The 24,954-nt window shown below is 30.6% G+C and carries 19 protein-coding genes; 8 read left to right on the plus strand and 11 right to left on the minus strand.

The annotated features are described in order from the left end of the window. Position 1 precedes the first annotated feature (1 nt). From V9L05_RS08335 to V9L05_RS08365, 7 genes are all read right to left on the minus strand, one after another. On the minus strand, positions 2-526 hold the full coding sequence (locus V9L05_RS08335; protein WP_338815105.1) for a hypothetical protein: 525 nt from the start codon (positions 524-526) through the stop codon (positions 2-4). Then, complete coding sequence (locus tag V9L05_RS08340; RefSeq protein ID WP_338815106.1) at positions 526-1,248, minus strand: hypothetical protein; 723 nt, start codon at positions 1,246-1,248, stop codon at positions 526-528. The genes V9L05_RS08335 and V9L05_RS08340 overlap by 1 nt, the downstream gene beginning before the upstream one ends. An 87-nt stretch (positions 1,249-1,335) precedes the next feature. Further along, positions 1,336-3,003 (minus strand): hypothetical protein, encoded by a 1,668-nt coding sequence (locus V9L05_RS08345; RefSeq protein WP_338815107.1) that lies wholly within the window; start codon positions 3,001-3,003, stop codon positions 1,336-1,338. Positions 3,004-3,114: 111 nt separating this feature from the next. Continuing rightward, on the minus strand, positions 3,115-6,942 hold the full coding sequence (locus V9L05_RS08350) for a hypothetical protein (RefSeq protein WP_338815108.1): 3,828 nt from the start codon (positions 6,940-6,942) through the stop codon (positions 3,115-3,117). Between the two features lie 63 nt (positions 6,943-7,005). Further along, a complete protein-coding gene (locus tag V9L05_RS08355; RefSeq protein WP_338815109.1) occupies positions 7,006-8,475 on the minus strand; it encodes a hypothetical protein in 1,470 nt (489 codons plus the stop codon). A 94-nt stretch (positions 8,476-8,569) separates the two neighbouring features. Next, the gene (locus tag V9L05_RS08360) at positions 8,570-8,977 is read right to left on the minus strand and encodes a hypothetical protein (RefSeq protein ID WP_338815110.1); all 408 of its coding nucleotides are present in this window, start codon (positions 8,975-8,977) and stop codon (positions 8,570-8,572) included. 65 nt (positions 8,978-9,042) lie between these two features. Next, positions 9,043-10,413 (minus strand): hypothetical protein, encoded by a 1,371-nt coding sequence (locus V9L05_RS08365; RefSeq protein WP_338815111.1) that lies wholly within the window; start codon positions 10,411-10,413, stop codon positions 9,043-9,045. A gap of 280 nt (positions 10,414-10,693) precedes the next feature. Between V9L05_RS08365 and V9L05_RS08370 the strand changes: the two genes are divergently transcribed. From V9L05_RS08370 to V9L05_RS08380, 3 genes are all read left to right on the plus strand, one after another. Beyond that, a complete protein-coding gene (locus V9L05_RS08370) occupies positions 10,694-13,813 on the plus strand; it encodes an N-6 DNA methylase (RefSeq protein ID WP_338815112.1) in 3,120 nt (1,039 codons plus the stop codon). A gap of 6 nt (positions 13,814-13,819) precedes the next feature. After that, the gene (locus V9L05_RS08375; protein ID WP_338815113.1) at positions 13,820-14,440 is read left to right on the plus strand and encodes a hypothetical protein; all 621 of its coding nucleotides are present in this window, start codon (positions 13,820-13,822) and stop codon (positions 14,438-14,440) included. Positions 14,441-14,555: 115 nt separating this feature from the next. Beyond that, on the plus strand, positions 14,556-16,037 hold the full coding sequence (locus tag V9L05_RS08380; protein ID WP_338815114.1) for a leucine-rich repeat domain-containing protein: 1,482 nt from the start codon (positions 14,556-14,558) through the stop codon (positions 16,035-16,037). 218 nt (positions 16,038-16,255) lie between these two features. On the opposite strand, the gene V9L05_RS08385 is transcribed toward V9L05_RS08380, so the two are convergent. Next, on the minus strand, positions 16,256-17,071 hold the full coding sequence (locus V9L05_RS08385; protein WP_338815115.1) for a hypothetical protein: 816 nt from the start codon (positions 17,069-17,071) through the stop codon (positions 16,256-16,258). Between the two features lie 327 nt (positions 17,072-17,398). Here V9L05_RS08385 and V9L05_RS08390 point away from each other — a divergent pair, with 327 nt between their 5' ends. From V9L05_RS08390 to V9L05_RS08405, 4 genes are all read left to right on the plus strand, one after another. Then, complete coding sequence (locus tag V9L05_RS08390) at positions 17,399-18,448, plus strand: hypothetical protein (RefSeq protein ID WP_338793699.1); 1,050 nt, start codon at positions 17,399-17,401, stop codon at positions 18,446-18,448. Positions 18,449-18,548: 100 nt separating this feature from the next. Further along, positions 18,549-18,854 carry a hypothetical protein gene (locus V9L05_RS08395; protein WP_338815116.1) on the plus strand — a complete coding sequence of 102 codons (306 nt, stop codon included), beginning with the start codon at positions 18,549-18,551 and terminating at the stop codon, positions 18,852-18,854. A 126-nt stretch (positions 18,855-18,980) separates the two neighbouring features. After that, positions 18,981-20,735, plus strand: a complete 1,755-nt coding sequence (locus V9L05_RS08400; RefSeq protein WP_338815117.1) for a phospho-sugar mutase — start codon at positions 18,981-18,983, stop codon at positions 20,733-20,735. 138 nt (positions 20,736-20,873) lie between these two features. After that, positions 20,874-21,470 (plus strand): hypothetical protein, encoded by a 597-nt coding sequence (locus V9L05_RS08405; protein WP_338815118.1) that lies wholly within the window; start codon positions 20,874-20,876, stop codon positions 21,468-21,470. 2 nt (positions 21,471-21,472) lie between these two features. Here V9L05_RS08405 and V9L05_RS08410 read toward each other — a convergent pair whose 3' ends face one another. The 3 genes from V9L05_RS08410 to V9L05_RS08420 all read right to left on the minus strand — a co-directional run bounded on the left by V9L05_RS08410 (position 21,473) and on the right by V9L05_RS08420 (position 23,702). Then, complete coding sequence (locus V9L05_RS08410) at positions 21,473-21,991, minus strand: metallophosphoesterase family protein (protein ID WP_338815119.1); 519 nt, start codon at positions 21,989-21,991, stop codon at positions 21,473-21,475. Between the two features lie 106 nt (positions 21,992-22,097). Further along, positions 22,098-23,186, minus strand: coding sequence for an alkene reductase (locus V9L05_RS08415; RefSeq protein WP_338815120.1), 1,089 nt, complete (start codon positions 23,184-23,186; stop codon positions 22,098-22,100). Between the two features lie 132 nt (positions 23,187-23,318). Then, a complete protein-coding gene (locus V9L05_RS08420) occupies positions 23,319-23,702 on the minus strand; it encodes a hypothetical protein (RefSeq protein WP_338815121.1) in 384 nt (127 codons plus the stop codon). Between the two features lie 373 nt (positions 23,703-24,075). On the opposite strand from V9L05_RS08420, the gene V9L05_RS08425 reads away from it, so the two are divergent. Then, a complete protein-coding gene (locus V9L05_RS08425) occupies positions 24,076-24,852 on the plus strand; it encodes an IS5 family transposase (RefSeq protein WP_338815122.1) in 777 nt (258 codons plus the stop codon). The last annotated feature ends 102 nt before the right edge of the window (positions 24,853-24,954 follow it).

Consider the following 24,954-nt stretch of genomic DNA (forward strand, 5'->3'; position numbering starts at 1 on the left):
ATTATTTTGTTTTTAGTAATTCAACTTTTGGAGAACGCAAAACAATTGTGTTTCCTTCTTTGAAAGCTCTAAATTCTGCCAAACCTTCTTTGGGTTTATGAAAACTCATTTCATTAGTAGCTTCAAAATGAGAAAGCATATAGGAAAGTCGTTTGTTTTCTGAATAAGTATATCTTTTTTTTGTTCCCTCCAAAAAAATCTTAATTGTAATTATTTTATTATTGATACTTCCTGTATATTCTCCCACTAGCTCTTGAAAGGGAATTGATTCAATTTTTGTGGAAGACGTAGCTATATTTTCTATAACTGTGTCATTTTCTGAATTAGAATAAGGTTCTGAGTTTGAGCTTGATTTTTTTCCTAAATTAAAAACAAAAATTCCTCCTGCTATCAATAAAGTAATCACCACAATACCAACCAATGCGTACAAATAATTATTTCTAGATTCTACTGGAGCTGGATTTTCTGTTGTGTTATTAACTCTTCCTGTATTTCTAGGACTTCTTTCTTGGGGTCTGTCAAACATTACTCTTCTTCTTTCTTAAATTGTATTTTGGCTTTTTGTTCTATTTTCCAATATTCGCCTTCTTTGATTAGCTTTCCTTTTTCTACTGTTTCGACAGCATTATCTTCAAAAGATGGAGAGCCGATAACTTCAAAAGCAAAAACAAAACCAGACAGAGAACGATAAAAAGAGTTGAAAAAATTTGTCTTCATTTCCTTATATGTTTCTAAAGTTGCTTCGGTACTAGAAATCTGATTAATGACAAAAATACTATTACTGACAGGTTTTTCTCTGCCTTGTTTTAAAAGTTTCTCGTCGTCTTGTTCTTCTACATCTCTTATTGAAAGATAACTCGTAATTGGAAAAGTTGTTATTTGTGTAGGTGCTGATATATTTTGATTCTGAGTTTGTGGTTTTGTTTGTGCTGTATTTTCTACTTCATTAGTCTGTAATTGTTGATTGATGATAGCTTGATTTTTTCTAATCGGTACAGGTTGTTGATTTACTGGTGGTGTATATTCTTTGGGTTCTATTTTCTGTCCTGTAATTCTATACATCAAATTTAGAATAGCTCCTTCATTCTTTATTCCATTATCAAGTGTTTTGTAATAGTTATTTGCTCTTTGTATTTTTTCTTCTGCACTTATTTTTTGTCCTAAAGTAGTTTGTAGTTCGTACATCGCTACACCCAATTTACGAAGGCGTAATTGTTCTTTAAATTTTGCGATTTCGTTATCGTCCATGAGATTTATCTTTTTTGATTTTTTTTATAGAATAACTTTTTGAAACCGTCAACGAGATTTCATCGTCGTTGAGGTATTTTAAACAACTTATGAAAATTTCACCTTCAAACGCTTTTTCACTTTCCAAACATTATCTTCTTTTATCAATTCTCCTTTTTCTTCTTGCGTTATTTTTTTTGCACTCTCACTAAATGTTGAATGTTCCATAACATGGTCTAGCTTTTCAATAGAACGAAAAATAGACTCAAAAGCCATATCTTTTATATCTGAATGAAGCATCAAATCTGCTTTTTTTGCTTCATTATTTTTGTCATTATACGGACGAATTACAAAAATACTGTTACTCATCCCTTTTGTGCGTTCTGAACTTATTCCATTCTCTCCAATATCTGACAAAGAAACATATAAAGGTTCTTGCGAAGTTATGTTATTTTTAGGTTGTGTTTCTACTTTTGGAGTGCTTGTAGTTTCTTGGTTTTTTATTGACTCTTTTTCTGTATTTTCGACTTTAGTTTTAGTTGATAATTCCCCTATTACTCTCATCAATTCTTTTATTTCTGCATTATTAGCTATTTCTAATATTATATTTTTGCTTCTAGCTTCTTTGAGTTTTTGCTCATCAGATAGTTTAGAGTTAGTCAGAATGGCTGTCAATCGGTTTTTTTCTTCCTTGATTTGATTTTGGATTATTTGTGTCTTTTCTTCTTTATTCTCTATTTTTTGATTTGTTGAAGAAACTGTATTAACTACAACATTATCTCTACTCAAAGGGTCTTTTTTTACAATATCTTTTTTAGCTTCTCTAGGAACAGTTGGCTTATTTTTTTCATATTGCTTATACATCACAAAAGCAATAATTGAAATAGCTATTACCCCAAATATAATCCACATCATATAATCGTCTTCTTGTGTTGTTGCAATATTCAAATCAATAATATAACGGTTGTCTTTTTCTTCTAAAATAAGTGAAGTATTGGCATTTGCTACTAAAAATGTAGTATCTAAGGTAGGATTATTTTTTATACGAATATGAATAGAATCCGTTTTTTTTATGTCTAAGCCAAATTTATAAGTAGTCTTTTCGCCTTCTGATGTTTCATTTGTTCCAACAAGTTCTTTTTCTTCATCTTGATTGATTCTATAATACATAATCTCAGATGAAGCTGTTTGCGTTGAATCTTCAACTACTTTTGTTTCTAGTGTTGAATTTTGTTTGGTCGTATCTGCTTTTATTGAATCTGTTTGATTTTCTGCGTCTGTTGGTTTTTCTGTATTTAACTGACTAATTGCCGAATTTTTAATTTTATTCAGTCTTTCTTTTAAGGCTTTTATTTCCTCATCTTTTAGCGTAAATGCTTTTTGTTCATCTCCAAAATCTTTAGTTCTAGTTATAATTTTATCTACAATTTTTTCTAGGGATTGTACAGCAGAAAGGACATCATTGGTAGGATAATATTTTGAGCTAAATTTTATATAATCTATTTCATAAATATAGCCTGTAACATTATCACTCAATTTTTCCTTACTAAACATTCTTTTAATAGAATTTGCTTTTATGTTGGGTTCTAATGCTCTGACTCTTGCAAAAGTAGTATCATTTACTTTTTGATTTACTTCAATGACAGAATTTGGGTCGCCTTTTTTTATTCTCTTCAAAACAGCAATAGCAAATTCATAATTCATCTTATCGATAGCTTTATGAACTACTTCTTTGTTTGTTTTTTGGGTTTGAGCAAATGCAGTGTTGTTACTCAAAAAAAATATTCCAATTAGAGATAAAAAAATGTAAAAGGGTTTCATGGAAGTTGTTGTTTTGTATTTACCAAACGGTTCGCTTTGAGCGAACCGTTCGATTTTATTTATAAATTACATATTTACAGTCGTATTTTTCGCCATGGCAAGAGCCAAATCTCTAATAATAATACGCAAAGGATAAAAGAAAAACGACTCACGTACAGGCGTATAACCACCCGAAGCATTGCTACGCTCATATATCATTCCTTTGGCAAGTTCTTTTGATTTGATAGCTTTAAAACCCTGTTCGAAAGCTGCCAAATTGGTTTCAATATTAAAATCTTCAAAACGAGTTTGAGGATTTTTGTTCATATCTAAGAAGAGTTCTAAAAATTGGTCTAAATTTTTACTTACTCTAATTGCCATCTGATTTCCTTCTTTCGTTGGTCTGCCATTTTCATCTATTAATTCCTCGTAAGTTAGATTTTTTTGAGGTAATAGTTCGTCTGCTGTTGCATCTATTTCTCCCAAAAAGACAGTATTTATATTCTGCCCCAAACCTAAATCTTTATAGGAATCTGAAAAACTATGAATTCCACCAAAACAAGTAGCTTCTTTTGGTTCTTTGGTCATGTGAAGATTGATATTTCCTCCAATTTCGCCTGTTTCTTCTGAATCTGAAGATGGAAGACCTCCTTCTAATTCTCCAAAACCTGCAAAGACATTTTCTTCCTCTTCTTCTACATCAAAACTATTTTCTGTTTGTGGTTTTGCATTAATTCCTAATTCTTTGTATTTCTCGTAGGTTTTTTGAGCAAAAATTTCGGTAAACTTCTGCAATCCATTTTTGTCTTCGCTATGGTCTAAAAGATTGAGATATTTTGAACCTGTTCCACTAAAACAAAAATCTTTTGGATAAGGCATTCCACTAACAGCCAAAAGCTGAACAGCATGATAAATACAAGCCGAATAATGTAACAAGAAAAGCAATAACATATCTTTATCTTCGCTTAGTTTTTCAGCAAAATTGATGTGGTCTGCTGAAAACATAAAACTAGATTTGTCGCCAGAATCAAAACGTCCACTATCCATAATTTCATTAAAAATCATTTCAATTCGTGAACCTGCTGCTTGACTAATTCCTTTTTTGGTAAGAGAAATTCGCTCTTTAAACCAAGGACGATATTTTGCCACAATTCCTCCTTCTGTTGTTTGATTAGAATCTTTGCTGTCTCTTCCTTCCCAAAGTGTATTTGCTCCAAAAAATGCAGAAGTTGCTAAACGTTTTTTTCCACCATTCGAAACAAGTGCAATATCAGTCGAACCTCCACCAATATCTATCGAAACAACAGAACTACTTTTGTCTATTTTTCCAGTTGCACGATAATAAAAATAAGGTGCTTCGGATTCATTTACCAAACGAATTGTAACATTTTTACCTAAAATTTTTCTACTGTTTTCGTTCCAAACTTTAGTCAGTTTATCTGTTAATGTTTTTGGTAAACTCAATGGCTTAAACCAAACTAAACGAGTTCTTGATAAATCGCCACCATTCAAAATTACTTTATTCCGAATCATGTAAAGTATCTGTTCGATAAATACTTCTACTAATTTTGAGTTTTCGGCAGACCATTTTAAGTTAGTCGTTACTTCTTGTCCGTGTCTTGCTATGTCTAAATTGTCTTTTTCATACAAAAATCCGATAGACGAATTAAGTAAAACATCGAATTTTACATCGTTGGAATGAATAAGAGCTGTTCGGATAGGAAAAGCATTTCGCCAGTTTTGATACAATGCTTCTTGTGCTGGAGGATTTCCAATTAGATTTGGCATAAACATTCTGTCTTGAAAAAATGTCGTTGCAAGTCCGATTGCATTATCATCAAAACTATATCTTTCCAACATGACATGTTTTTTATCTGCTGTTGGTTTGTTGAGTGTAACGGCTTGCATGTCTTCTTCTCCTATGAAAAATGGATAGGTTTTTATTTTTCCTGCTGCCATAGCATCATCATCTGTAAAGGCTACAAATGTATTTGTTGTTCCAAAATCTACGGCTACTGTAAATGGTTTTGGATTTGTTCCTCTGTGTGGTGGTTTTTTCCAACGTGGTACAATCCAACCTCTTGCTTTTTCGCCTGTTTTGCCTTGATAGGGAGTAATTATTTCTAAAGCATCAAAACAAGTTCCTGAAACAGAATAAACCGACAAATGAGAACCTTCTACTTTTCGTTCGAATCTACTTATTTTTTCAATCGCACTATCACTTGTAGAAATTGCATTTTCTTCATTATATGCCAACAAATCATATTCTTCTACATTATCAAGCTGCGAAGAAAGCAACATTATTTTATACATTGTGTCATACTCAGCATCGCCAGTACGAACAAAAGGATAAATAGAGATAGAAAAAGGCGACGGAATATCATCCATAGTTTCATCTTTTCCATCATCTACCAAATTGATTATTTTTCCATTATTCGCATTTCTTGGGTTTCCATAATCATAAAAACGAGTAAAGGTAATAAAGGCAGAGGAAACATTTTTACTTCCTTTTATAGGAACTTTCAACGTTACTTTTATATTTCCTTGTTCGGATTCTACTTCCTCAATCGCTAAATTCTCAATGAGCGTTGCTTCATCAAAAAACTTAAAATACAAATCTGTTACAGGCAAAAGGAAATCTACATTATGAGCATGAATATGATTTTCAGGAACAACAAAAGTATCAGGATTGATAAGATAAGGCATTCTAATCAAATCTTCAGCTAATAAATCTGTTGTTACCAAATACGGATAATTATAACCTATTTGTGGCAAATTCCGATCAGCCCAATTATTTTTTGGTAATGAAAATTCTACTTTTGTTTTGTTGTTCCATTCTTTTCCTTTGAAATAACTAAAGTTTGGATTATCAAAACCTTCTTGTAAAACCAAAGGCAATACTTTTTTGACATTACTTCCTTCGCCAATTTCCAAACGAGCCGTTTTTTCTTTTGAAATACTTGGTTTTATCAAATAACTACTATCCAAATCGCCATCTGTGATAATTGGCGCACAACTTTTCCATGCAACTCTTTCTATACGTGGCGTTTTTCCACCAATAACAACATCTTTATAATCCATTTCGAAAGCTCCCATTTTAGAGTTTTCGTCATAAATATCTTTTATCTCGTCGCCTTTTGTGTTATGGAATTTTTCTCTTTGTACACGCATGTATTCGTGTAGGTTGTCCATTTGATTGAGAAGTCCTTTATGCAAATAGAAAAGACGATGCACATACATTTGAAACTCCATCGGACGCTGATGCAACGGTTTCAAACCTGTAAACATCGCTCTACCATCTAACGTTTTGATAGGACTAATTAAGTCTAAAAAATGCTTTTCTTCTTCTTCGGCTGTCTTCGAAACGAAAGCAAAAGTAAGAGGCGAAGTAGCAATAATTGGCGTAGAATCGTAAGTCAGAATATAAAAACTAGGCGTTTTGCGCTCTCCTTGATTATTTTTTCCAAAAGGAGAAAGTTCGCCAGTAAAAAGGTCTATTGTTTTTCCTAAAAGTCGGTGTCCATCATTATCAGAATTTTTGAGAGCTTTTATTCTTTCATCCAAATTCCATTCTACAAGCGAAAAATGTCCGTCTTTATCAGCTTGTAAATGTTCTCTAAGATTATAAATTAAATCTATGGCATCAAGACATTCCGAAACCAGTTGATGATAAATTGTGCTTCCTTCGTGTCCCAAACGATTTACCATTTTGAAAGCAATATCGTAAAGGTGCATTTGTGCAAAAGGTGTAGGAATCGAACTGGGTGGAATCGCTACTTTTGAGCCATTAGGGTCGTCTATTTCTTCTATACGTGAAGAATTATAAATTTCGGTAGTATGCCAGCCTTTTTTGTCGGTACTTCTTTCTTTGCGTAATGTGAGTAAATGACGACTGTTATTTTGAGGTTGTGCCATAATGAGTGTTTTTTTATGCTCAAACCTATAAGGTTTCTGAAAACCTTATAGGTTTAGTTGAAATTATATTTTAAAATATTTCGTATAAATAGAATCAGTTGCTCTATCCATCAATTCCAACATCTTTTCAAATCCTTTTTGGTCAGTTTTTAGGTTTCTTACTTCATCATTCATAATTACATTTATTCTATCATCAGAAAGACGAGTGTTAAATAATTTGGTAGCAAAACTTTTCTTGACAATTTTTCCATGGTCAACTACCCACTCGTTCATATCTGTATCTACATTAAAAGGAAGAAATTTTCTTTCTTTTACACCTAATTCTCTAAGCCACGCATTATAATCTATCAAAAATTTTACTAATGGTTCGAATTCTCCATTTCCTTTTTTAAAGGCATCATCAAATTCACTTCCAAGTGTTTCTTTAAACCAAGGTTGAGAATCTGCATTTCTACCCAAATTATTATAAACATAAGTTAGAAATAAAAACTTAATAATCGGCTTATGAATAATTCGGAGTGTTTCTTCATCAAGATTATACAAAGAGAGTTCTTTATTATCTAGCTCAACAGAACATTCATGAAAATGACTATCTCTATACGTAGAAGCTACATTTGTATCATATCCTTTTTGCATAGATGAAAAATTAATTATTCCCATTGCTGCCATCATTTCTACTAAATGTGCTGCATTTTCTTGTGTTTTTTCATCATTGTTGTGCATTGCTAATTGACTATCAGCAATGTAATACAGTTCATCAATTCCTTTTAACTGATTTTCATAAAAGGATAAGGCAGCTTTTGTTTTGGTAATAAACGAGTTCGAATCAATGAAACTATCCTTATTTTCATTGAGCTTAAAATAAGGCATCACACTAACAGCACCTTTTACAGCCTTCTGAATATTATCCCCAGCACTTTGTAGGTTTTTGAGAAGCAGAGGAAAACCTGATGCGCCTGTTCCACCAAAAATAGAACTAACTAAAAAAATCTTATCGCCAGTATTGAAAACTCGTTTGAAAAACTTAAATTCTTCTGAATCTTCTAGTTTGTTCAAAATCACACTTCCCATACTTGGATTTCCTCTAAAACCGACAGCCATTTCACTTTTTCGGTCTTTTTCTGAAAAGAACAACGACACAAAACTTTGGTCTTGATTAGACATATCTTTATTATAACCGATAAATTCCTCAAAGGTATTTTTGGCATATTTACTAAAATTAAGACCAAAAGAATTGTCTATTTTTTCGGCATCATTTATCGTTTCACTATGTAGTTTTCCTAAAGGCAATATTTCGGTAGAGAAAAACGAAGAATTTGTCGTTTTGGCGTGTTGGAAGTTTTTTTCATATTGTTCCAACATCATTTTTACTTTTCTGTACTCATCACTCGTTTCGTGTGGGTCAATCAGAATAGGAATTACTTTTTCAGCATTTATTTTTACGCCTGCCGAAAGAAGCATAATCAAAGATTTGACTACTCGTGTTCCTGTTCCACCAATTCCGAATATAAAAAGATTGTTTTTGCTGCTCATTTTCTTTGTGTTTTTTATAGCTTTTGAATTTTTTTTACTCTAGTTTTTAACCGTCAACGAGGCATAAAGCCGTTATTGAGGAAATATAAGTTTACTAAAAAGGCGTTTTTCGTCCATTGGTAGAAAACCATTTAAAAATCATAGAAAGTACAAAAAACAAAAGAAAACCATACAATAAATTGATGACAGCATACCAAAGTGAAAGTGTCAAGACAGGTTTGAAGGCTTTTGAAAAAGCTGAATAAGCAATAACAAAAGCAACTACTCCAGTAAGAAATCCATTGAGTAGAAATGTTCTGAACCAACTACCAAAACTATTGTAAGAAGAATACAAACGATTGTAGAAAAAATAGAAAAGAATAGCCATCACAATAGTAATTGCCAAAAGAAGCCAAAGAGTAAGAGGAAAAACATCGTTTCGCCAAGTGGCTACAGTATTCGATGGAATTTGAGCGACACTTCTCAAAAACTTCTCATAAATAAACATCAAAAAATCTCTCATAAAATCTAGGTAGTTGGTTGTTATTTTTTAGACTATTTCAAGCCGTCGTTGACGGTTTAAGTTTTTTATAAAGCACTCGCAGTAATAATATACGGATAAGAAAACAACGTTTCATTATCGTGTGCTTCTTGAATTCCTGATATAACTCTTTTGAGAAGTACCGTTCTTTCATTTCGCTCTGCATCTGTTTCGTCAGATTCTGTATTCCAATCGTTTATCCAAGTAGGCAAGCTGTTTTTGAGTTCTAAATTTAGACTTGCTTTACAAGGAATATCTACTGAATAAGTTTCTATTTCTACAAAATGCGTATATTTTTTTGCAAGAACAACATCTTCTTTTGCCACTTTTGGCTCAAACTCTTTATACGTATAAACTTTGTTTATGTTACTCTTTGAGTTGGACGAACGAACTGATAAATTCGCTTTCAAGTATTCTAAATCTTGCTGTTGTTTGGGTAACTTACTCAGATTCAGTCCAATCGTATAAACCAGTTTTTCTTCTTCAGAAATATATTTTGCTTCTGCAATAATGCTTGTACAATTTGATTTTCGTTGCCACAATGACTCTGGATTTCTACCCGATTGTGCTAATATTTCTCCTTGAACAGTTTCATATTTTTTGCCGATATGCAGCTCTTCCGAAAACTTTACTTTTTCACTAATCAATTTATCAATCTGTTCTACTAAAGACTGCTTTCCTAACACCCAAACATAATACGGACGTTTATCAGAACAGCAGTTTTCAACAACTTGATTACTTACTGTATAAAATTTTCCTGAATAATCTGATTTGAAGGCATAAACAGAAAGAGCCATTTCTGGACGTTTCAAAAACATTTCTCGTAGTCTGACATTGAGTGTTCCTTCCAAATTCAGAACATTGGGAGGAGAATATAAAAAGTCAGAAACGATAATACTAACGTCTTCTTGACTATTTTTTTTGATGATTTTTTCTACTAAATCGGGAAGGGTTGTCGTTTTTCCAAAATCAAAATCTGCTCTTGAAATTTTTGAGGCTACATCATCTTTCGATTCAAATTCTAATGTCGTTTGGTCGTCTTTTATGCCATAAAAGTTTTTAGATTTTGATTCTACACTCGTTACAAACCACGAAAAAAGACTTGCCATTTCTTTCTGAAAACCTGTACTTCTACCTGTTTGCTTCGGCATATAGCCTTTCATACTTCCAGAAATTTCTAAATAGACATTTAAGTTATCAATTTTGCTAGACGTAATTTTGAGTGTATCTCTTTTGCAACCCGTACAAGGGTCTATCAAATCTGAATTTTCGACAGGCTCACTAGAAACACAATTATCTATTACATCACTTACATTATCATAATCTACATCGTCATTCGGACACGCTCCACCACAAGAATACAAAGAAAAACACAAAATGAATATTCCTAATAACCAATCATATTTTACTTTAGACATAGATTTCTTTATTTTATTTTTTGTTTGTAAACAGAAGTAGAATCGTATGCAATATGTAATTTTTTTTTTAGATAGGAAAGTGGGAGGGGTAGAAAAGAAAACTATAAATTTTTATTTCTATATTTTATATCTTAAATTTCTAAGATTATTCCAAAAAACAAGATAAAACGAAATGTCAAATAAAAAAATAATTGCCTTTTCTAATAATATTAGCAATTTTATTTGTATTTTTGATACAAAATTCTTTATTTGAAAATGAAGATAAACAGCTAAACATAAAATGGAAACGAATAATAATTTAGAACAATTAGGCTTAAACAGAGCAATCTCTGTTTTTACAGATACTAAAGAAGTATCTGAAAGTCAAAATAGTGTCCTAACGCAAGTAAAAGATTTTGATATTGATGCTGTCTATTTCTGTACTGATGAAAAGAATATTAGTTACCCTGCTGTTTTTATAAAAAAAACAGATCGTTTTGATGAAGATACATTCAAAAAAATAGCAAAAATTCAACAGAAAATATGGAATTATAAGAAAGTTCTTTTTCTCTATGTTTATTCAGAAACAGAGATTAAAATTTATAATTGTGCAGAAAAACCATTACTGATTGAAAAAGAAGACTTTGATTTTAAAAAAGAAGTAAAGAAAATTGAATTAGAATCTTATGAATTTTCTGATAAAAAAGATTTACAAGAGTTAAATAATTTATTTTCTTCCATAGCTATTGATACAGGTACAATTTGGACAATAGAAGAAGCTGCCAAGATTAGAAAAAAGATAAACTTACAAAGAAGAGTTGATAAATATTTAGTTGAAAGTCTAATAAATACAGCAAAGCAACTTCAAAGTCAAGGATTAACTATTGATTTTATTCATAAAATTATTATGCGTTCTCTTTTTCTCTTATATCTTGAAGATAGAGGAGCAACTGACAAAATTTTTTATTCCAAAATTAGAAAGGGAGCAGAATCTTATTTTGATATTCTTGATAATGTAGAAGATACATATAACTTATTTAGTAAATTAGAAGAACATTTTAATGGAAATGTATTTACTTTAGAAGACAAAGAAGATATTACAGTAGAGCAACTGCAATTAATAAAAAAATGTTTTATTAGTGGAAATGATAATACTTCACAGATTAAACTTTTTGAAGATTGGAGATTGTTTGATTTTAGTATTATTCAGATAGAATTATTAAGTGAAATTTATGAAAAATTTCTTTCTGAAATCGATAAAGAATCAAAAAAACAAACTGGTACTTTTTATACACCTCCTTCTTTAGTAGAACTTATATTGAATGAAAAATTACCAATAAATAACAAAGAAGAAAAGTTTAATGTAAAAGTATTAGATCCTTCTTGTGGTTCTGGAATTTTTTTGGTCGAAAGTTTTAAACGTTTGGTAAAGCGATATGAAAATAATCATAATACAAAACTTACTGATTTTAAAATTTTATCAAAACTGCTTACTGATAATATATTTGGAATTGAAATAAACTCACAATCAATAAAAGTAGCAGCTTTCAGTTTATACTTGGCTTTAGTTGATAATCTTAACCCTAAAACAATTTGGCAGAACAAAAACTACAAACTTCCTTATTTGATTAATGATTTAAAGGAAAAGTCAATAAAAAAACAAGGAAAAAATCTGTATTGTAGAGACACAATTTCAATAAATGAAGAAATTGAAAACATAGAATTTGATTTAGTTGTAGGTAATCCTCCCTTTGGAACAAAAGAATTACTTCCCTCTATCAAAAGCTATAATGTTGAACATAATTTTGCGCCAGAAATGGTATTAAGTTTTTTACACAAAGCAATTAAGTTTGCTCCTGATGGAGAAATTGCACTTATTTTTAATACCAAAGTTTTAACAAACACAGGAAGTAAATATCAAAATTTCAGGAAATGGATTTTTAATGAATGTTATGTAGAAAAAATTTATAATTTTTCTATTTTGAGAAATGCTCCAAAAAACTTTGGGGGACAACTTTTTGAGTCAGTTACTGTACCAATTAGTATTCTATTTTACAGAAAAGAAACTCCAAAAAAGCCGTCAGATAGAATTACCTATTATGCACCTAAAACATTTATTAAAACAAATATTATTGAAGGAATAAGTCTTGATAGTACAGATGTAAAATATTTACCTAGAGAAGAATGTCAAAATTCAAATACCAAAATTTGGAAAATTGCAATGTGGGGAGGAACAAATGACTATAATCTAATAAATAAATTAAAATCTCTTAATTACAATATTAATGATTTTACTAGAGATAATGATATTATTTTTGGTGTTGGATTACAACCAATAAATGACTCAACTCAAAACCCTATTGTTAATTATGATATAGCAAAATTAAAATTTATTAGACCAGAAAAAATAAATCGATTTTTTACTGAAAAAAGCAACTTTACAAATATTATTGATTTGTTAAAAGATGAAAATACAATAAATAAATATTTATCTTATTATCACAAAAAAGAAATTTCAGAGCTTACCACTATAAATGTGTTTAGAAGAGTTGGAGCAACTAAAGTCTATAATGGTCCTATGGTATTAACAAAAGAAGGTTTTAAAGATAATAAGTTATGTTTTAGCTATATAGATTCAAGTGTTACATTTAATAGCTCTGTACTAGGTTTTCATTCTAAGAACTCAAGTCATCTCAGAGTTTTATCTGCATTACTGAATTCTGAATTAGCTACTTATTTTTTACTTTTAACATCTAGTTCATGGGGGATAGAAAGAGAAAGAATTAAGCCTAATGAAATATATGATTTTCCTTTGGATAAAAATATAGAATTATATAATAATTTAGTGAAAATTCATAAAGAAATAGAAAATGATATAAAAGAAAATGATATTTATTCTCAAGATGAAAATTTTGAAAAAAAACTAAACAAACTAATATATAAATTATATAAATTATCTTATAAAGAAACTATTATTATAAAAGATTTTTTAGAAACTTCTATGGATTTATTTCATAAGAGAGAAAAATCGAAGAGCTTATTACCTATTTTAGAGACATCTGAATATGCGACTATTTTTTGTAATGAAATAAATAATTTTCTTGAAGGAGATGAGTTATTTGCTAATGCAACGATATATAAAGTTAATAGATTTTCTCCTTTAATGATGATAAAAATTTCTTTTGAAGATACAAAAAAAGAAGTTTTTCAATCAGAAGAACAACTAACAAATGAACTTAAACAATTTGATAAATATTTGTGGGAAGCAAACTCTCCTAGTATCTATTTTAGAAAAAAACTCAATTACAAAACAGGTAACGATGTTTATATAATACGACCAAATCAAAGACGTTTTTGGACAAAGTCAATGGCTTTAGAAGATGCTTCTGAACTAATTCTTGAAATTCTAACAGATAACTAAATTACTATGTCCGTACAAAAAAGTATTCGCAAGAAATTTAAGGATAGTTTTGAAATAAAGTGTTTAAAGTTATTTGTTTCAGCCTATAAATCTGCCATAAAGAATAATTCTGTAAAGATAGATTTAGAGGAAAATGATATTACTGCTGAACTAAATCGTTACATTAATGAGAATCCACTTAGATTAGAATGGCAAATACATACGAATGTCGAACACCATTTACCTAAAAATGATACTCAAAAAACGAAAGGTTTTTCTGCAAAATTAGCTAGAATAGATTTAAGATTTTCAAATTTTGTTTCTACATTTGAACATATTTATTTTATTGAAGCTAAAAATATTGAGCAGAAGGGCTTAAAAGGTTCACAACTCAAACGTAGATATATAAATACAGGAATAGATAATTTCACATCAAAGAAATATGAAAATGGTTGTTTAGTGGGTTATTTGTTAAAAGGAAATCTAGAACTTACAGTAGAAGGAATTAACTCTCTACTAAAGAAAGACAAACGAGATGCAGAGTTTTTAAATTTCAAAAAATCTGATTTACATGATTTTTATTATGAGTCAGAACATATTGAAATTGGAATTTTAAAGCATTTCATATTTGATTTTACTGAAAAATAGATTTTGGCATCAATTTTCTATTTGATAAAAAATATATCAAAATCAGATTTTTGTCGTTACCTAATTTAAGTGTTGATGCTTGAATTAATAAAAAAACTACTCTTCTAAAAAAATTATGAAAAACCTTCGTTTTCTTGTTCTAGTCTCTGTTTTTATATCTCTTTCTCTTTCAGCTTTCGCCCAACAAAACAATATCAATCAAAAATGGTGGAATGATTTGAACGAAGGTTGGCAGCTTTATTTTAGGTACAATCACGAAATAGACAGCGTTCCGACAGCTCAAAATTTAGAAAAAATCTATAATCTTAAAAAAATAGATTGTGCAGGAACACAAGAATATTACAACAAACTTATTTTAGACATCAATCCGTTGAAAGATTTGCCTTTTTTAGAAGAAGTTAATTTTTCGTACTGTCCTGTGAGTTCTTTAGAGCCATTGAAAAATGCCAAAAATTTGCGTAAAATAGATGCAGAACGAACTTTAGTTTCAGATCTTTCTCCTATTTCCAAACTAGAAAACCTAGAGGAAATTTGGGTGCAAAAATGTGCAGGAATTACTTCGGTCAATTCTCTTTCTGCTCTTAAAAATCTTAAAAAATTATCGCTTTCTGCCACTGGAGTTACTGATATTTCGCCTTTGAGTTCTATCTCTAGTCTAGAACGTGTGTATTTGGCTTATACAAAAGTAAAAGATATTTCTGCTCTCAAAAATCTTGAAAACTTAGAAAAAGTAAGTTTTACAGCAACTGGAATCAAAGATTTTTCTGCTTTATCAAAGCTCAAAAATCTAAAATCAATTTTGGCTTGGAGAACTCCTGTAGATGATATTTCTCCTTTATCAAAACTGGTAAATTTGGAAGAACTTTATCTAAATTGGACACAAGTAGAAGATATTTCTGCTCTCAAAAATCTTATAAACCTTCGTGTAATTGGTTTGGGCAACACAAAAGTAAGTAGTATTTCTGCGCTTTCGAATATGACACAGCTTACCGAAGTTCAATTAAATGATAGCAAAGTTACAGATATAGAACCTCTCAAGAATGCTAAGAATTTAGAAATTCTTTCTGTTTCAGAAACAGAAGTTGAAAAAATTGATGTTTTGGAAGAGTTTTTTCATTTGAAAAAAATATTTCTCAATAAGACTAGAATCAAAAGTATTTCTTCTCTCAAAAATGCTACACAGCTAGAGCTTTTAGAAGCAGGGGAAACACAGTTAAGTTCTTTAAAAGGAATTGAAAATTTAGTGAATTTAAAAGATTTGTATATTTATCAGACTCAAATCAAAACTTTAAAGCCTCTTTCAGAATTAGTAAAACTAGAAAAATTATTTTGTGGAGAAACACAAATAAAGACTTTAGAAGGATTAGAAAATAAGCCAAATTTGGAAATATTAGATGCCCAAAAAACAGAAGTACAAGATTTGACACCCATCAAAACTTGTAAAAATCTTCAAGAACTTATTCTAATAGATACAAAATTAGATAATATGGAAGTTGCCGAACAACTCAAAAGACAAAGTCTTAAGAAATTGTACATTAAAGGAACACCATTACAACAAAAAATAGAAGAAGAAGAAGGCGAAGGCGACGATTATTAAAATCTGAAAATAAATCTAAAGGCTTTCTTTCTAAGGAATATAAAATAAATTTACACTTTGAAAAATTGAGACATTACTAAACAGGGTTAAAACCCTGTTTTTATAGTATAGCTAAAAATGTAAGTTTATTTTTTTAGTCTTTCTCATTCATAAAAAATTCCCTTTATCTGTAAAAAATAAAGGGAATTTTGATAAGATAAACTTTTACTAAAACTCTACTAAAAACTATAACTAATTCCAACAGCACCTTGTGCAGCCTTATATCTAAATCTATCATTATCATCTTGATACTTTCCATTTGTTGTATATTCTGCAAAAAGGTATGAAAATGCTCCTCTTACCATTACATTTGAAGCGATTTTATATCCAATCCAAAATTCAGAGTTGAGCGTTCCCTTATCATTATCACCTACCAAAAGTAAATTGAAACCTGTTGGCTTTCCTGTATCAGAAATAGCAGAGCTAGTTATGGTAGGATCTACAACAATTCCATCTTTTTCTCCTCCAAAACTAAGACCTACTATGTCAATATTAAAACCTATAAGGATATTTTCTGTAATAGAATAATCAGTATAAAGTCCTAAGTTGATTGCATTGGATTGACTACTCTCAACAAAAAAAGATTGAGGATTTTCTTCTGATGCTAAATCTGGTGGAGCTGCCGTAAATTGTCTATCTGAACCAAAAAAAGAAGATAAGCGCACACCATAACCTAATTTGAAACGGCGAGAAGAGCCAAACCCATATACATGAGAAAAACCCAAAGTCAGACTTGTTGTGGCTTCCCCAAAAGCTCCAGTAATACCAATTCGTTTTTCCCAAGGAGAAATTGCCATATCTGTTTCTTTTATATCTTTTGAAGAAAAGTTAGTAAAAGAAGAGTTTTGAACAATAGCATTTGAAAACTCAGAGTTTAAATTATTAGTAGAAAAAGAAGTAATTGTATTTTGAGCAAAAAGACAACTAGAAGCTCCCAAAAAACAAAGACTAATACCTGTAAATAGAATGTTTTTGATAGAATGTGTTAGTTTCATGATGAAATATTGAAAAATAATAAAAATAAAAAATAATTTGATGCTTTCCCCAAAAAATAAATATAGATATTTTAGAATATCTCAGTACTATTTTCATTTAACGACACAGAACTAAAAGTGTTTTTAAAGCGATTTTTTGTAAATTTTTGTTGCTGTTATTTTTTTTAGGAGATAATTTTCTTCTTTTCTTACAAAAAGAGAGCTTTTTTGTAAAACTACAAAAGAAAGATTCTAATTTTTGAGCAGATTCTAAATTAGAGTAGTATTTTTGCTCTATCAAAACTTTATTTTTTTCTATTTCTTCAATCTGTATTTATTATTTTTAAAATGAAAATTAAATTCACTTTATTTTTTGCTGTTTTTGTGATTACTATTTGCTCTTTTTCTTTTGTGGCTGCTCAAGATACAACTGAAAAACTAGAAGGGAAATTAGAAAATAAGATGAAAAATATTATAGGTAAAAAATGGGGATTAGCTCATTACATAGAAGTTTATATTGATGAATCAGACACACTCTTCAGTGTTAGAGATTGCGAAAAAGAATTTTTAGAACTAAAGGAAGACAAAAGTTATAATTTTTCTGCTTTTGATAGAACAGAAAAAGGAACTTGGCAAACCGAAAATGATTCTACTTTTGTATTGAAGAAACCAAATGGTAAAGTGCTTAGAAGATATGAAATTTATGGTATTTCATCACAATCAAATTCTACAAGTAGTTTTGATAGTATGGCTATTTTGGATATTACTCAGCGAAATACATATTTAGAAGTTTATGCAGAGTGTAAAGCAAATGATGTGAGTCAGTTTTATGATTCTCGTTCTCTTTTTCAAGAAACTATAGGTTGGGGAATTGTTGGAGGAATTCAGTATTACAAAAGTCCTGTTTTAGAAATTGGAATTGCTAAAGCAAAATGGAACTGGAAAAAAACTTTTTTTGCTGTTTCTCTCTCTGGAGAAATTGCTCCTTTTAATAATTCATTTAAAGAAGAGTTTGAATTGCGAGAAAACTCATTAGGCACAATTGATTCTATTCAAACTTCTCCTTGGAAAAACTACTATGGATTGGCTCTTACAGGTTGGACTCAATCTTGGGTAGCCTTAGGAGGTGCACTTACTGTTCACTCAGATGGTGATAAAATAAATCCGGGTGCACGTATTTTGATGGGAGTTTCTCCTAGAACTTTATTTGGAAGTGGTAATGCTGGTAAAATAGGAAATGCTTTACATCTTACTTATTCTTATCAATTTCTCTTTGTTCCACAAGGTTTAGATAAAGTAATTAGTAACCTCAATCGTCATGCATTTTCGCTTCGTTTTGTAATTCCTGTCAAAACTAGAGAGGTAGAAACTCGTAAGATTTTAGATTATGAAAACTAAATCATTCTCACAAATCAAAATTCATTTCTGTATTATTTAGTAATTAAAAGTTAAGTTGTATCCAGAAATAGATAAGGTAGTGTTATATGATAAATAAATTATGATTACAATAAAAGAAGCAGAAATTATACAAGATAAATACTTAGAAAGTCTAAGTAGAATGTGCAAACAAAAAGTAGTTGGAGGTTACCTTGAAGAACATACTTTCGGATGGACATTTGGTTATGGTACTCCTATGAATGCAAAGAATATTTTGGTGGGAGGTTTTTCAAGGATTGTTATAAATAAATGGACAGGCGAAGCTAAAGATCTTAATATTCACTTTAGTGAAATGGTAAAAGGTATTACAATAGAAGATAAGTTCTATGAAGAATATCCTAATTTTCGCTCATATCTTGAAGAATAATTATCTTTACTATCATTATAAATCAAAATTCATTTACGTATTTTTGAAGTTAATAAATAATATTTAAAACCTTGCCGTTATTGGTGTTTTAGCGTAGCGACACCAACAACATAGAAACTATTTTTTATGCTAGAAACAACTATTCAACAAAAAGTTAATCATTGGTTAGACGGAAATTATGACAATGAAACTAAGGAAGCTATCAAAAAACTATCTGAAACAGACCTTGCAGACGCTTTCTATAAAGATTTAGAATTTGGAACAGGTGGACTTCGTGGACTTATGGGAGTTGGCACGAACCGAATGAACCGTTATACAGTCGGTGCAGCTACTCAAGGACTTTCAAATTACCTCAAAAAATCATTTCCAAATAAAAAAGAAGGAGATATTAGTGTAGCTATTGCTTATGATAGTCGTAATAATTCACCTGAATTTGCTCAAATTGTAGCCGATGTTTTTTCTGCCAATGATATAAAAGTATATTTATTTACTGCACTGCGTCCTACTCCAGAGCTTTCTTTTGCCATTCGTCATTTGGGTTGCAAAAGTGGTGTTGTCTTGACAGCTTCACACAACCCAAAGGAATACAACGGTTATAAAGCCTATTGGGAAGATGGTGGACAAGTAGTTGCACCTCACGACAAAAACATTATCACAGAAGTACAGGCGATAAAAAGTGTAGATGAAATAAAATTTGAAGGAAAACCAGATTTGATAAGAAGCATAGGAGTAGAAATTGATAAAGAATATTTGTATCAAATACTAGAACCTTTAGCTGATAAAAAAACAAGAGAAATTGTAAAACGTCAAAAAGATTTATCAATCGTTTATACACCAATTCACGGAACAGGAATTACACTTGTACCAAAGGCATTGAGAAAATTGAGATTTGAAAATATTCATGTAGTAGAAGAACAAGCTCTAGCAGACGGAAATTTCCCAACAGTAGTTTATCCAAACCCAGAAGAAGCTGAAGCAATGACTTTAGCACTCAAAAAAGCAAAAGAAGTAAATGCTGATGTTGTGATGGCAACTGACCCAGATGCTGACCGTGTAGGAATTGCTGTAAAAAATAAGGAAGGCGACTTTGTATTAATGAATGGAAATCAAACCCTTGCTTTATTGGTAGCCTATAATTTGGAAGCCTGGAAAAATGCAGAAAAATTAAATGGCAATCAAATGGTAATCAAAACCATTGTTACGACAGAATTGATAAAAGAAATTACACAAAAATATGGCGTAAATATCTACGATACTTTGACAGGTTTCAAACATATTGCTGCACTTATTGAAAGCAAAAAACAAGCAGGTAGTAAGGAAGAGTTTATTTTAGGAGGAGAAGAAAGTTATGGTTATCTGATTGGTGATGAAGTTCGTGATAAAGATGGAGTTGCTTCGTGTGCAAGTATTGCACTTTTGGCTGCTTATGCAAAAGATAAAGGTTTTTCTCTTTTCGAATGGCTGATTGAAATCTATAAAGAATATGGTTTTTATTTGGAAGAACTTGTTTCTATTACTAAAAAAGGACAACAAGGAGCTTCACAGATAGAAGAAATGATGAAAACATTTAGAAAAAATCCTCCAAAAAAATTAGCGGGAAGTGATTTGTTATCTGTCTATGACTATCAAAATCAAACTATTTTAGATGTTCAGAAAGGAACTTCTAATCCAATGGAAACAGATTTACCAAAATCTAATGTACTTGCTTTTTATACAGAAGATGGAAGTAAAATAAGTATGCGACCTTCGGGAACAGAACCAAAAATCAAATTCTATTTTTCTGTAAAAGATGATTTAGATAGAACAGAGGATTATGAAAAAGTAAAAGAAGGACTTCAAGCAAAAATTCAAAAACAGATTTCTGATTTGGATATTAATTAAACCTTGATGTATTATTTTATTAAGCCTCTTTTAAATAAATTTCATTTAAAGGAGGCTTTTTTAATCAAAATTCAAAAAAAACATACATATTTTAACAACATACAGACGTGAAATTAAAAAATATAATTACCTTTGTGTATGTTAAAACAAAACTTACTTATTCGTTGTCTTACAAGACTATATCTCTTTTTTACTCTAACTATTGGAGTAATTCATTTTTCTAATGCACAAGATAGTTTTTCTTATAAAGATTACTTTCCAAAACAAAAAGTAGATTCTGTTCAATGGTATTATGGAGCAATAGCAAAAGAAGACGCTGAAAAGATTGATAGTACAAAACCTGTAAGCCAAAACTTAGAATTATATTTTAGGAATGATGAGTTTCCTTTTGATAATCCTGTACCACTCTTAGAAAGTTATTTTGAAAAAAGAGCTGTTTTGACAGATGTATTAGATATTCAACAATTAGTACAAATTTTTCCTACAACGAGCTGTGAAAGTTATTCAGTAACCCGTTGTGGAGCTATATATAGAGATATTTTAGTTTTTTATAAAGATGGAGTTCCTATTTCAGTTTTGAAAATTTGTTTTTCTTGTAAAGCAATCTGTTTTGTGAGTAGTAATGGAGAACAAGACAAAAATGCAAAATGCCTTGCAAATCCTCTTTCAATCAAAGAAATTGCTAAAGAGTGGGTTCGAAGAGGTTGGATTGACTTGAGAAGTGCTAGTAGATAAAATTATAAGTTATCTTCCTCTGTAATTGTTCCTCGTTTTCCTAGTTCTATTACTTCTACATTTGTGATTTTGGCTTTGTTTATTTCTAATCGAATAAGTGTTCTTATATAATGAAAGCCGTGTTTTCCTGCTGCACCCGAATTAAAATGTATTAAATTTCTTTTAGCATCAGGCATTATTTTTAAAATATGCGAATGTCCACACACAAAAATTCTAGGTTTTATTTCGTCTAATTCTTTTTTCACTTCTGATTTATAATTTGGTGGATAACCTCCAATATGTGTCATAAAAACTTTCAGTCCTTCACAATCAAAAATCTGATTTTTGGGATAACGAACTCTCATTTTTTGGTCGTCAATGTTTCCGTAGACAAAAATAGTAGGCTTGAAGGCTTCTAATTCATCTGCAACTTCTATGCTTCCAATATCTCCTGCATGCCAAAGCTGGTCGCAATCTTTAAAATAATTTTTTACTTGTGGGTCTAAATATGAATGTGTGTCTGAAATAATTCCTATTTTCATTTTCTGTTTTGATTCTGTTTTTTGAATAATGACCAATTTACAAACAAAAATCCTTCTCTAAATAAATTAGAAAAGGATTTGTGAATTTTTTAGTGAGAAAACTAAATTACGCTTTTTGAGTTTCTTCTTTTAAAGTCGGATAATCTGTATATCCTTCTGCTCCTGATGTATAGAATGTATCTGGATTTGGGTCGTTAAGATGAGCATCTTCTTTCATTCTTTCTACTAAATCAGGATTAGAAATAAATGAACGACCAAAAGCTACTAAATGTCCCAAACCATCTTTCAAATCTTTTTCAGCTCTTTCTTTATCATAACCACCACTGATAATGATTGTTCCTCCAAAAGCGTCTCTAATTTTTTGTTTTACAGAAAGAGTAACCTCAGGCGCACCTACTGAAGAATGATCTACAATATGAATATAAGCAAGGTTAAGTTTACCTAATTCTTTTGCCAAATACTCATAAAACTCTTCGACACCTTCAAAAACTCCTGTACTATTATAAACTCCATAAGGAGAAAGACGAATACCTACTTTTTCTGCTCCAATTTCTGCAATAGTTGCTTTTGCTATTTCTAATGCAAATTTTGCTCTTGCTTCATTGTTTCCATTATAACTATTGTCTAAAGAATTTACAAGAGGATTTAAAAACTGTTCTATTAAATAACCATTTGCACCATGTAATTCGACACCATCAAAATCTGCCTTTATAGCATTCTTTGCACTATCTACATATTCCTGAATCGTGTTTTTGATTTCACTTTCAGTCATTAGTTTTGCTGCTGGGTACGATTTCAAACCTTCCTTATCAGTATACATCTCACCTTCTACTGGAGTTGTAGTTGTGCTCAATACTTTCGCATCTTTTGCCATATTAAGAGGGTGTGAAACTCTACCTGTGTGCATCAATTGCATGAAAATTTTTGCTCCTCCTTTATGAACCTCTTCAGCTACTTTTTTCCAACCCTTAGTTTGAGCATCGGAAAAAGCACCAGGAATACGTGGGTAGCCCAAACCATTTGGCGAAGGACTAACTCCTTCTGTAATAAGTAAACCAGCACTAGAACGCTGAGCATAATAAGTTGCCATCAAATCGTTTGGAATATTGTCAGTTGCTCTTGAGCGAGTAAGAGGTGCCATAACAACACGATTTTGAAGAGTTATATTTCCAAGTTTGAATGAATCAAAAAGCATAATGTCTATAAAATTTATGAAAAATCAATGAATAAAAAATATGTTGAATAATAATAGAACGTTTGTTCCAAAATTCTAACGCATTGATTTGTTTAAAGGTTATGTTAAAATATCTAAACTGATTTAGTTTATTTATTCAATTACTTCTACTTCAGAATTTTTCTTGTCAAAACCTTCTAAATAACTGATTTTCCAAATTTCGTTTTCTTTTTTTGCTCTAACCTTATAAATGAAGCCATTGTCTAAAGTCCAAATAAAAGCTGTTTCTTCTCCTTGTTTTTCAAATTTAGAAAGAAGGAGTTTTTCCCAGTATTTTTCTGGATAATCTTGACAGTTACACAAGGCATTTACACCACTATCAATAAAAGGAGATAAATCACCAACTTGCCAAACAGCACTCTCATTTTTGAGTTTTTCATCCATTGTAGCTGATAGTTTTTCATAATTTTCTAAAAACTCTTTTGCAAAAAAGCCACTTTTTTCTAGTCGTTTGATACTATTTTTTTGCGCTTCCATATCTATACCTGAATAAATAGTATCTGTCAGATTTGTTTGAATAGGTTCAAAACCACCAACTGCTGGGTCAGCTGTTTCTACCCAATTATATGTGTTGTCAGTTCTGTACTATCTTGAGTAGAGATTTGATCAGATTTTTGTGTATTTTCTGTATTAGTAGATTTCGTACATCCTTGTAAAGAAAAGCTAATACAAAAAATAGCTATAAAAGATAATGAAGAGACATTTTTATATAAAAATTTGAAAAACAAATAGTAACTTTAAATTCAATGTTGATAAGAGCCTGTTCGATTTTAGTTAAATAAAAAGAACATCAGATTTTTTTCTTAGTTAAGTAATTGATTTTCAGTTACTAATTAAAATATCAATTCTTATGTTTACTACTGAATATTTATCTGATGCTCTTTGGCAATATATGAAAAAATTTATACCTTCTTCGTATTTGAAAAGAAAGCGTAAACACAGCTTGTATAATTTATTTTCAGATCTTTTTTATCTGACACGTTCAGGAAGTAGTTGGCGTCTACTCCCTAGCAGTTATGGTATTCCTTGGAGTAGTTTGTATGATTACTTTAGCAAGTGGCAGAAGCTGGGTTGGTATAAGGAATTATTGGACAAACTAGTGAAAAGAGAACGACTCGCAAAAGGTAGAGATGCTAAACCCTCTTTGGGTTGTGTAGATTCTCAAAGTGTACAAAGCATTTATGGAGGTGAGGCAATAGGCATAGATGGTTATAAGCTAAAAAAAGGGCGAAAACGCCATATTCTAGTAGATATGCAAGGAAATTTATTAGAAATAGAGATTAGTCCAGCGAATGAAGCTGACGTAAATCAGCTATCCTATTTGGCTTACTTGGCGCAATTTAGAGGACGAAAGTTTTTTAAAATTCTTGCCGATGCAGGCTATAGAAGCACTAGCTTAGCTAGTGAAATATTTAGTCAAACGGGTGTGCAAATTGAGGTTGTCAATAGCCCAAGAAGAAAAGATAAAGAAGATAAATCGTTCAGTCCTCAGCCCAAAAGATGGGTAGTGGAAAGAACTTTTGCTTGGCTCAATCAAAACCGAAGATTAAAGGTTGATTATGAGAAAACCATACAATCTGCGAAGGCTTTTATTTATTTAGCTATGATTTTGAATCTCAATAAATAAAGGAGCTAGAAGAAATAAAAAATAAAAAATCGAACAGGCTCTAAATTACTTGACAAAGAAATAGAAAGAAGATCAAGAGTTTGTTAGGGCAAACGCACGAAA

It is taken from the genome of Bernardetia sp. Wsw4-3y2, assembly GCF_037126295.1.
Taxonomy (GTDB): domain Bacteria; phylum Bacteroidota; class Bacteroidia; order Cytophagales; family Bernardetiaceae; genus Bernardetia.

Excerpts from the sequence above, each read along its gene's own strand:
- V9L05_RS08335 (WP_338815105.1), bottom strand. The coding sequence starts at position 526 with ATGTTTGACAGACCCCAAGAAAGAAGTCCTAGAAATACAGGAAGAGTT.
- V9L05_RS08340 (WP_338815106.1), bottom strand. The coding sequence starts at position 1,248 with ATGGACGATAACGAAATCGCAAAATTTAAAGAACAATTACGCCTTCGT.
- V9L05_RS08350 (WP_338815108.1), bottom strand. The coding sequence starts at position 6,942 with ATGGCACAACCTCAAAATAACAGTCGTCATTTACTCACATTACGCAAA.
- V9L05_RS08355 (WP_338815109.1), bottom strand. The coding sequence starts at position 8,475 with ATGAGCAGCAAAAACAATCTTTTTATATTCGGAATTGGTGGAACAGGA.
- V9L05_RS08360 (WP_338815110.1), bottom strand. The coding sequence starts at position 8,977 with ATGAGAGATTTTTTGATGTTTATTTATGAGAAGTTTTTGAGAAGTGTC.
- V9L05_RS08365 (WP_338815111.1), bottom strand. The coding sequence starts at position 10,413 with ATGTCTAAAGTAAAATATGATTGGTTATTAGGAATATTCATTTTGTGT.
- V9L05_RS08370 (WP_338815112.1), top strand. The coding sequence starts at position 10,694 with ATGGAAACGAATAATAATTTAGAACAATTAGGCTTAAACAGAGCAATC.
- V9L05_RS08375 (WP_338815113.1), top strand. The coding sequence starts at position 13,820 with ATGTCCGTACAAAAAAGTATTCGCAAGAAATTTAAGGATAGTTTTGAA.
- V9L05_RS08380 (WP_338815114.1), top strand. The coding sequence starts at position 14,556 with ATGAAAAACCTTCGTTTTCTTGTTCTAGTCTCTGTTTTTATATCTCTT.
- V9L05_RS08385 (WP_338815115.1), bottom strand. The coding sequence starts at position 17,071 with ATGAAACTAACACATTCTATCAAAAACATTCTATTTACAGGTATTAGT.
- V9L05_RS08390 (WP_338793699.1), top strand. The coding sequence starts at position 17,399 with ATGAAAATTAAATTCACTTTATTTTTTGCTGTTTTTGTGATTACTATT.
- V9L05_RS08395 (WP_338815116.1), top strand. The coding sequence starts at position 18,549 with ATGATTACAATAAAAGAAGCAGAAATTATACAAGATAAATACTTAGAA.
- V9L05_RS08400 (WP_338815117.1), top strand. The coding sequence starts at position 18,981 with ATGCTAGAAACAACTATTCAACAAAAAGTTAATCATTGGTTAGACGGA.
- V9L05_RS08405 (WP_338815118.1), top strand. The coding sequence starts at position 20,874 with ATGTTAAAACAAAACTTACTTATTCGTTGTCTTACAAGACTATATCTC.
- V9L05_RS08410 (WP_338815119.1), bottom strand. The coding sequence starts at position 21,991 with ATGAAAATAGGAATTATTTCAGACACACATTCATATTTAGACCCACAA.
- V9L05_RS08415 (WP_338815120.1), bottom strand. The coding sequence starts at position 23,186 with ATGCTTTTTGATTCATTCAAACTTGGAAATATAACTCTTCAAAATCGT.
- V9L05_RS08420 (WP_338815121.1), bottom strand. The coding sequence starts at position 23,702 with ATGGAAGCGCAAAAAAATAGTATCAAACGACTAGAAAAAAGTGGCTTT.
- V9L05_RS08425 (WP_338815122.1), top strand. The coding sequence starts at position 24,076 with ATGTTTACTACTGAATATTTATCTGATGCTCTTTGGCAATATATGAAA.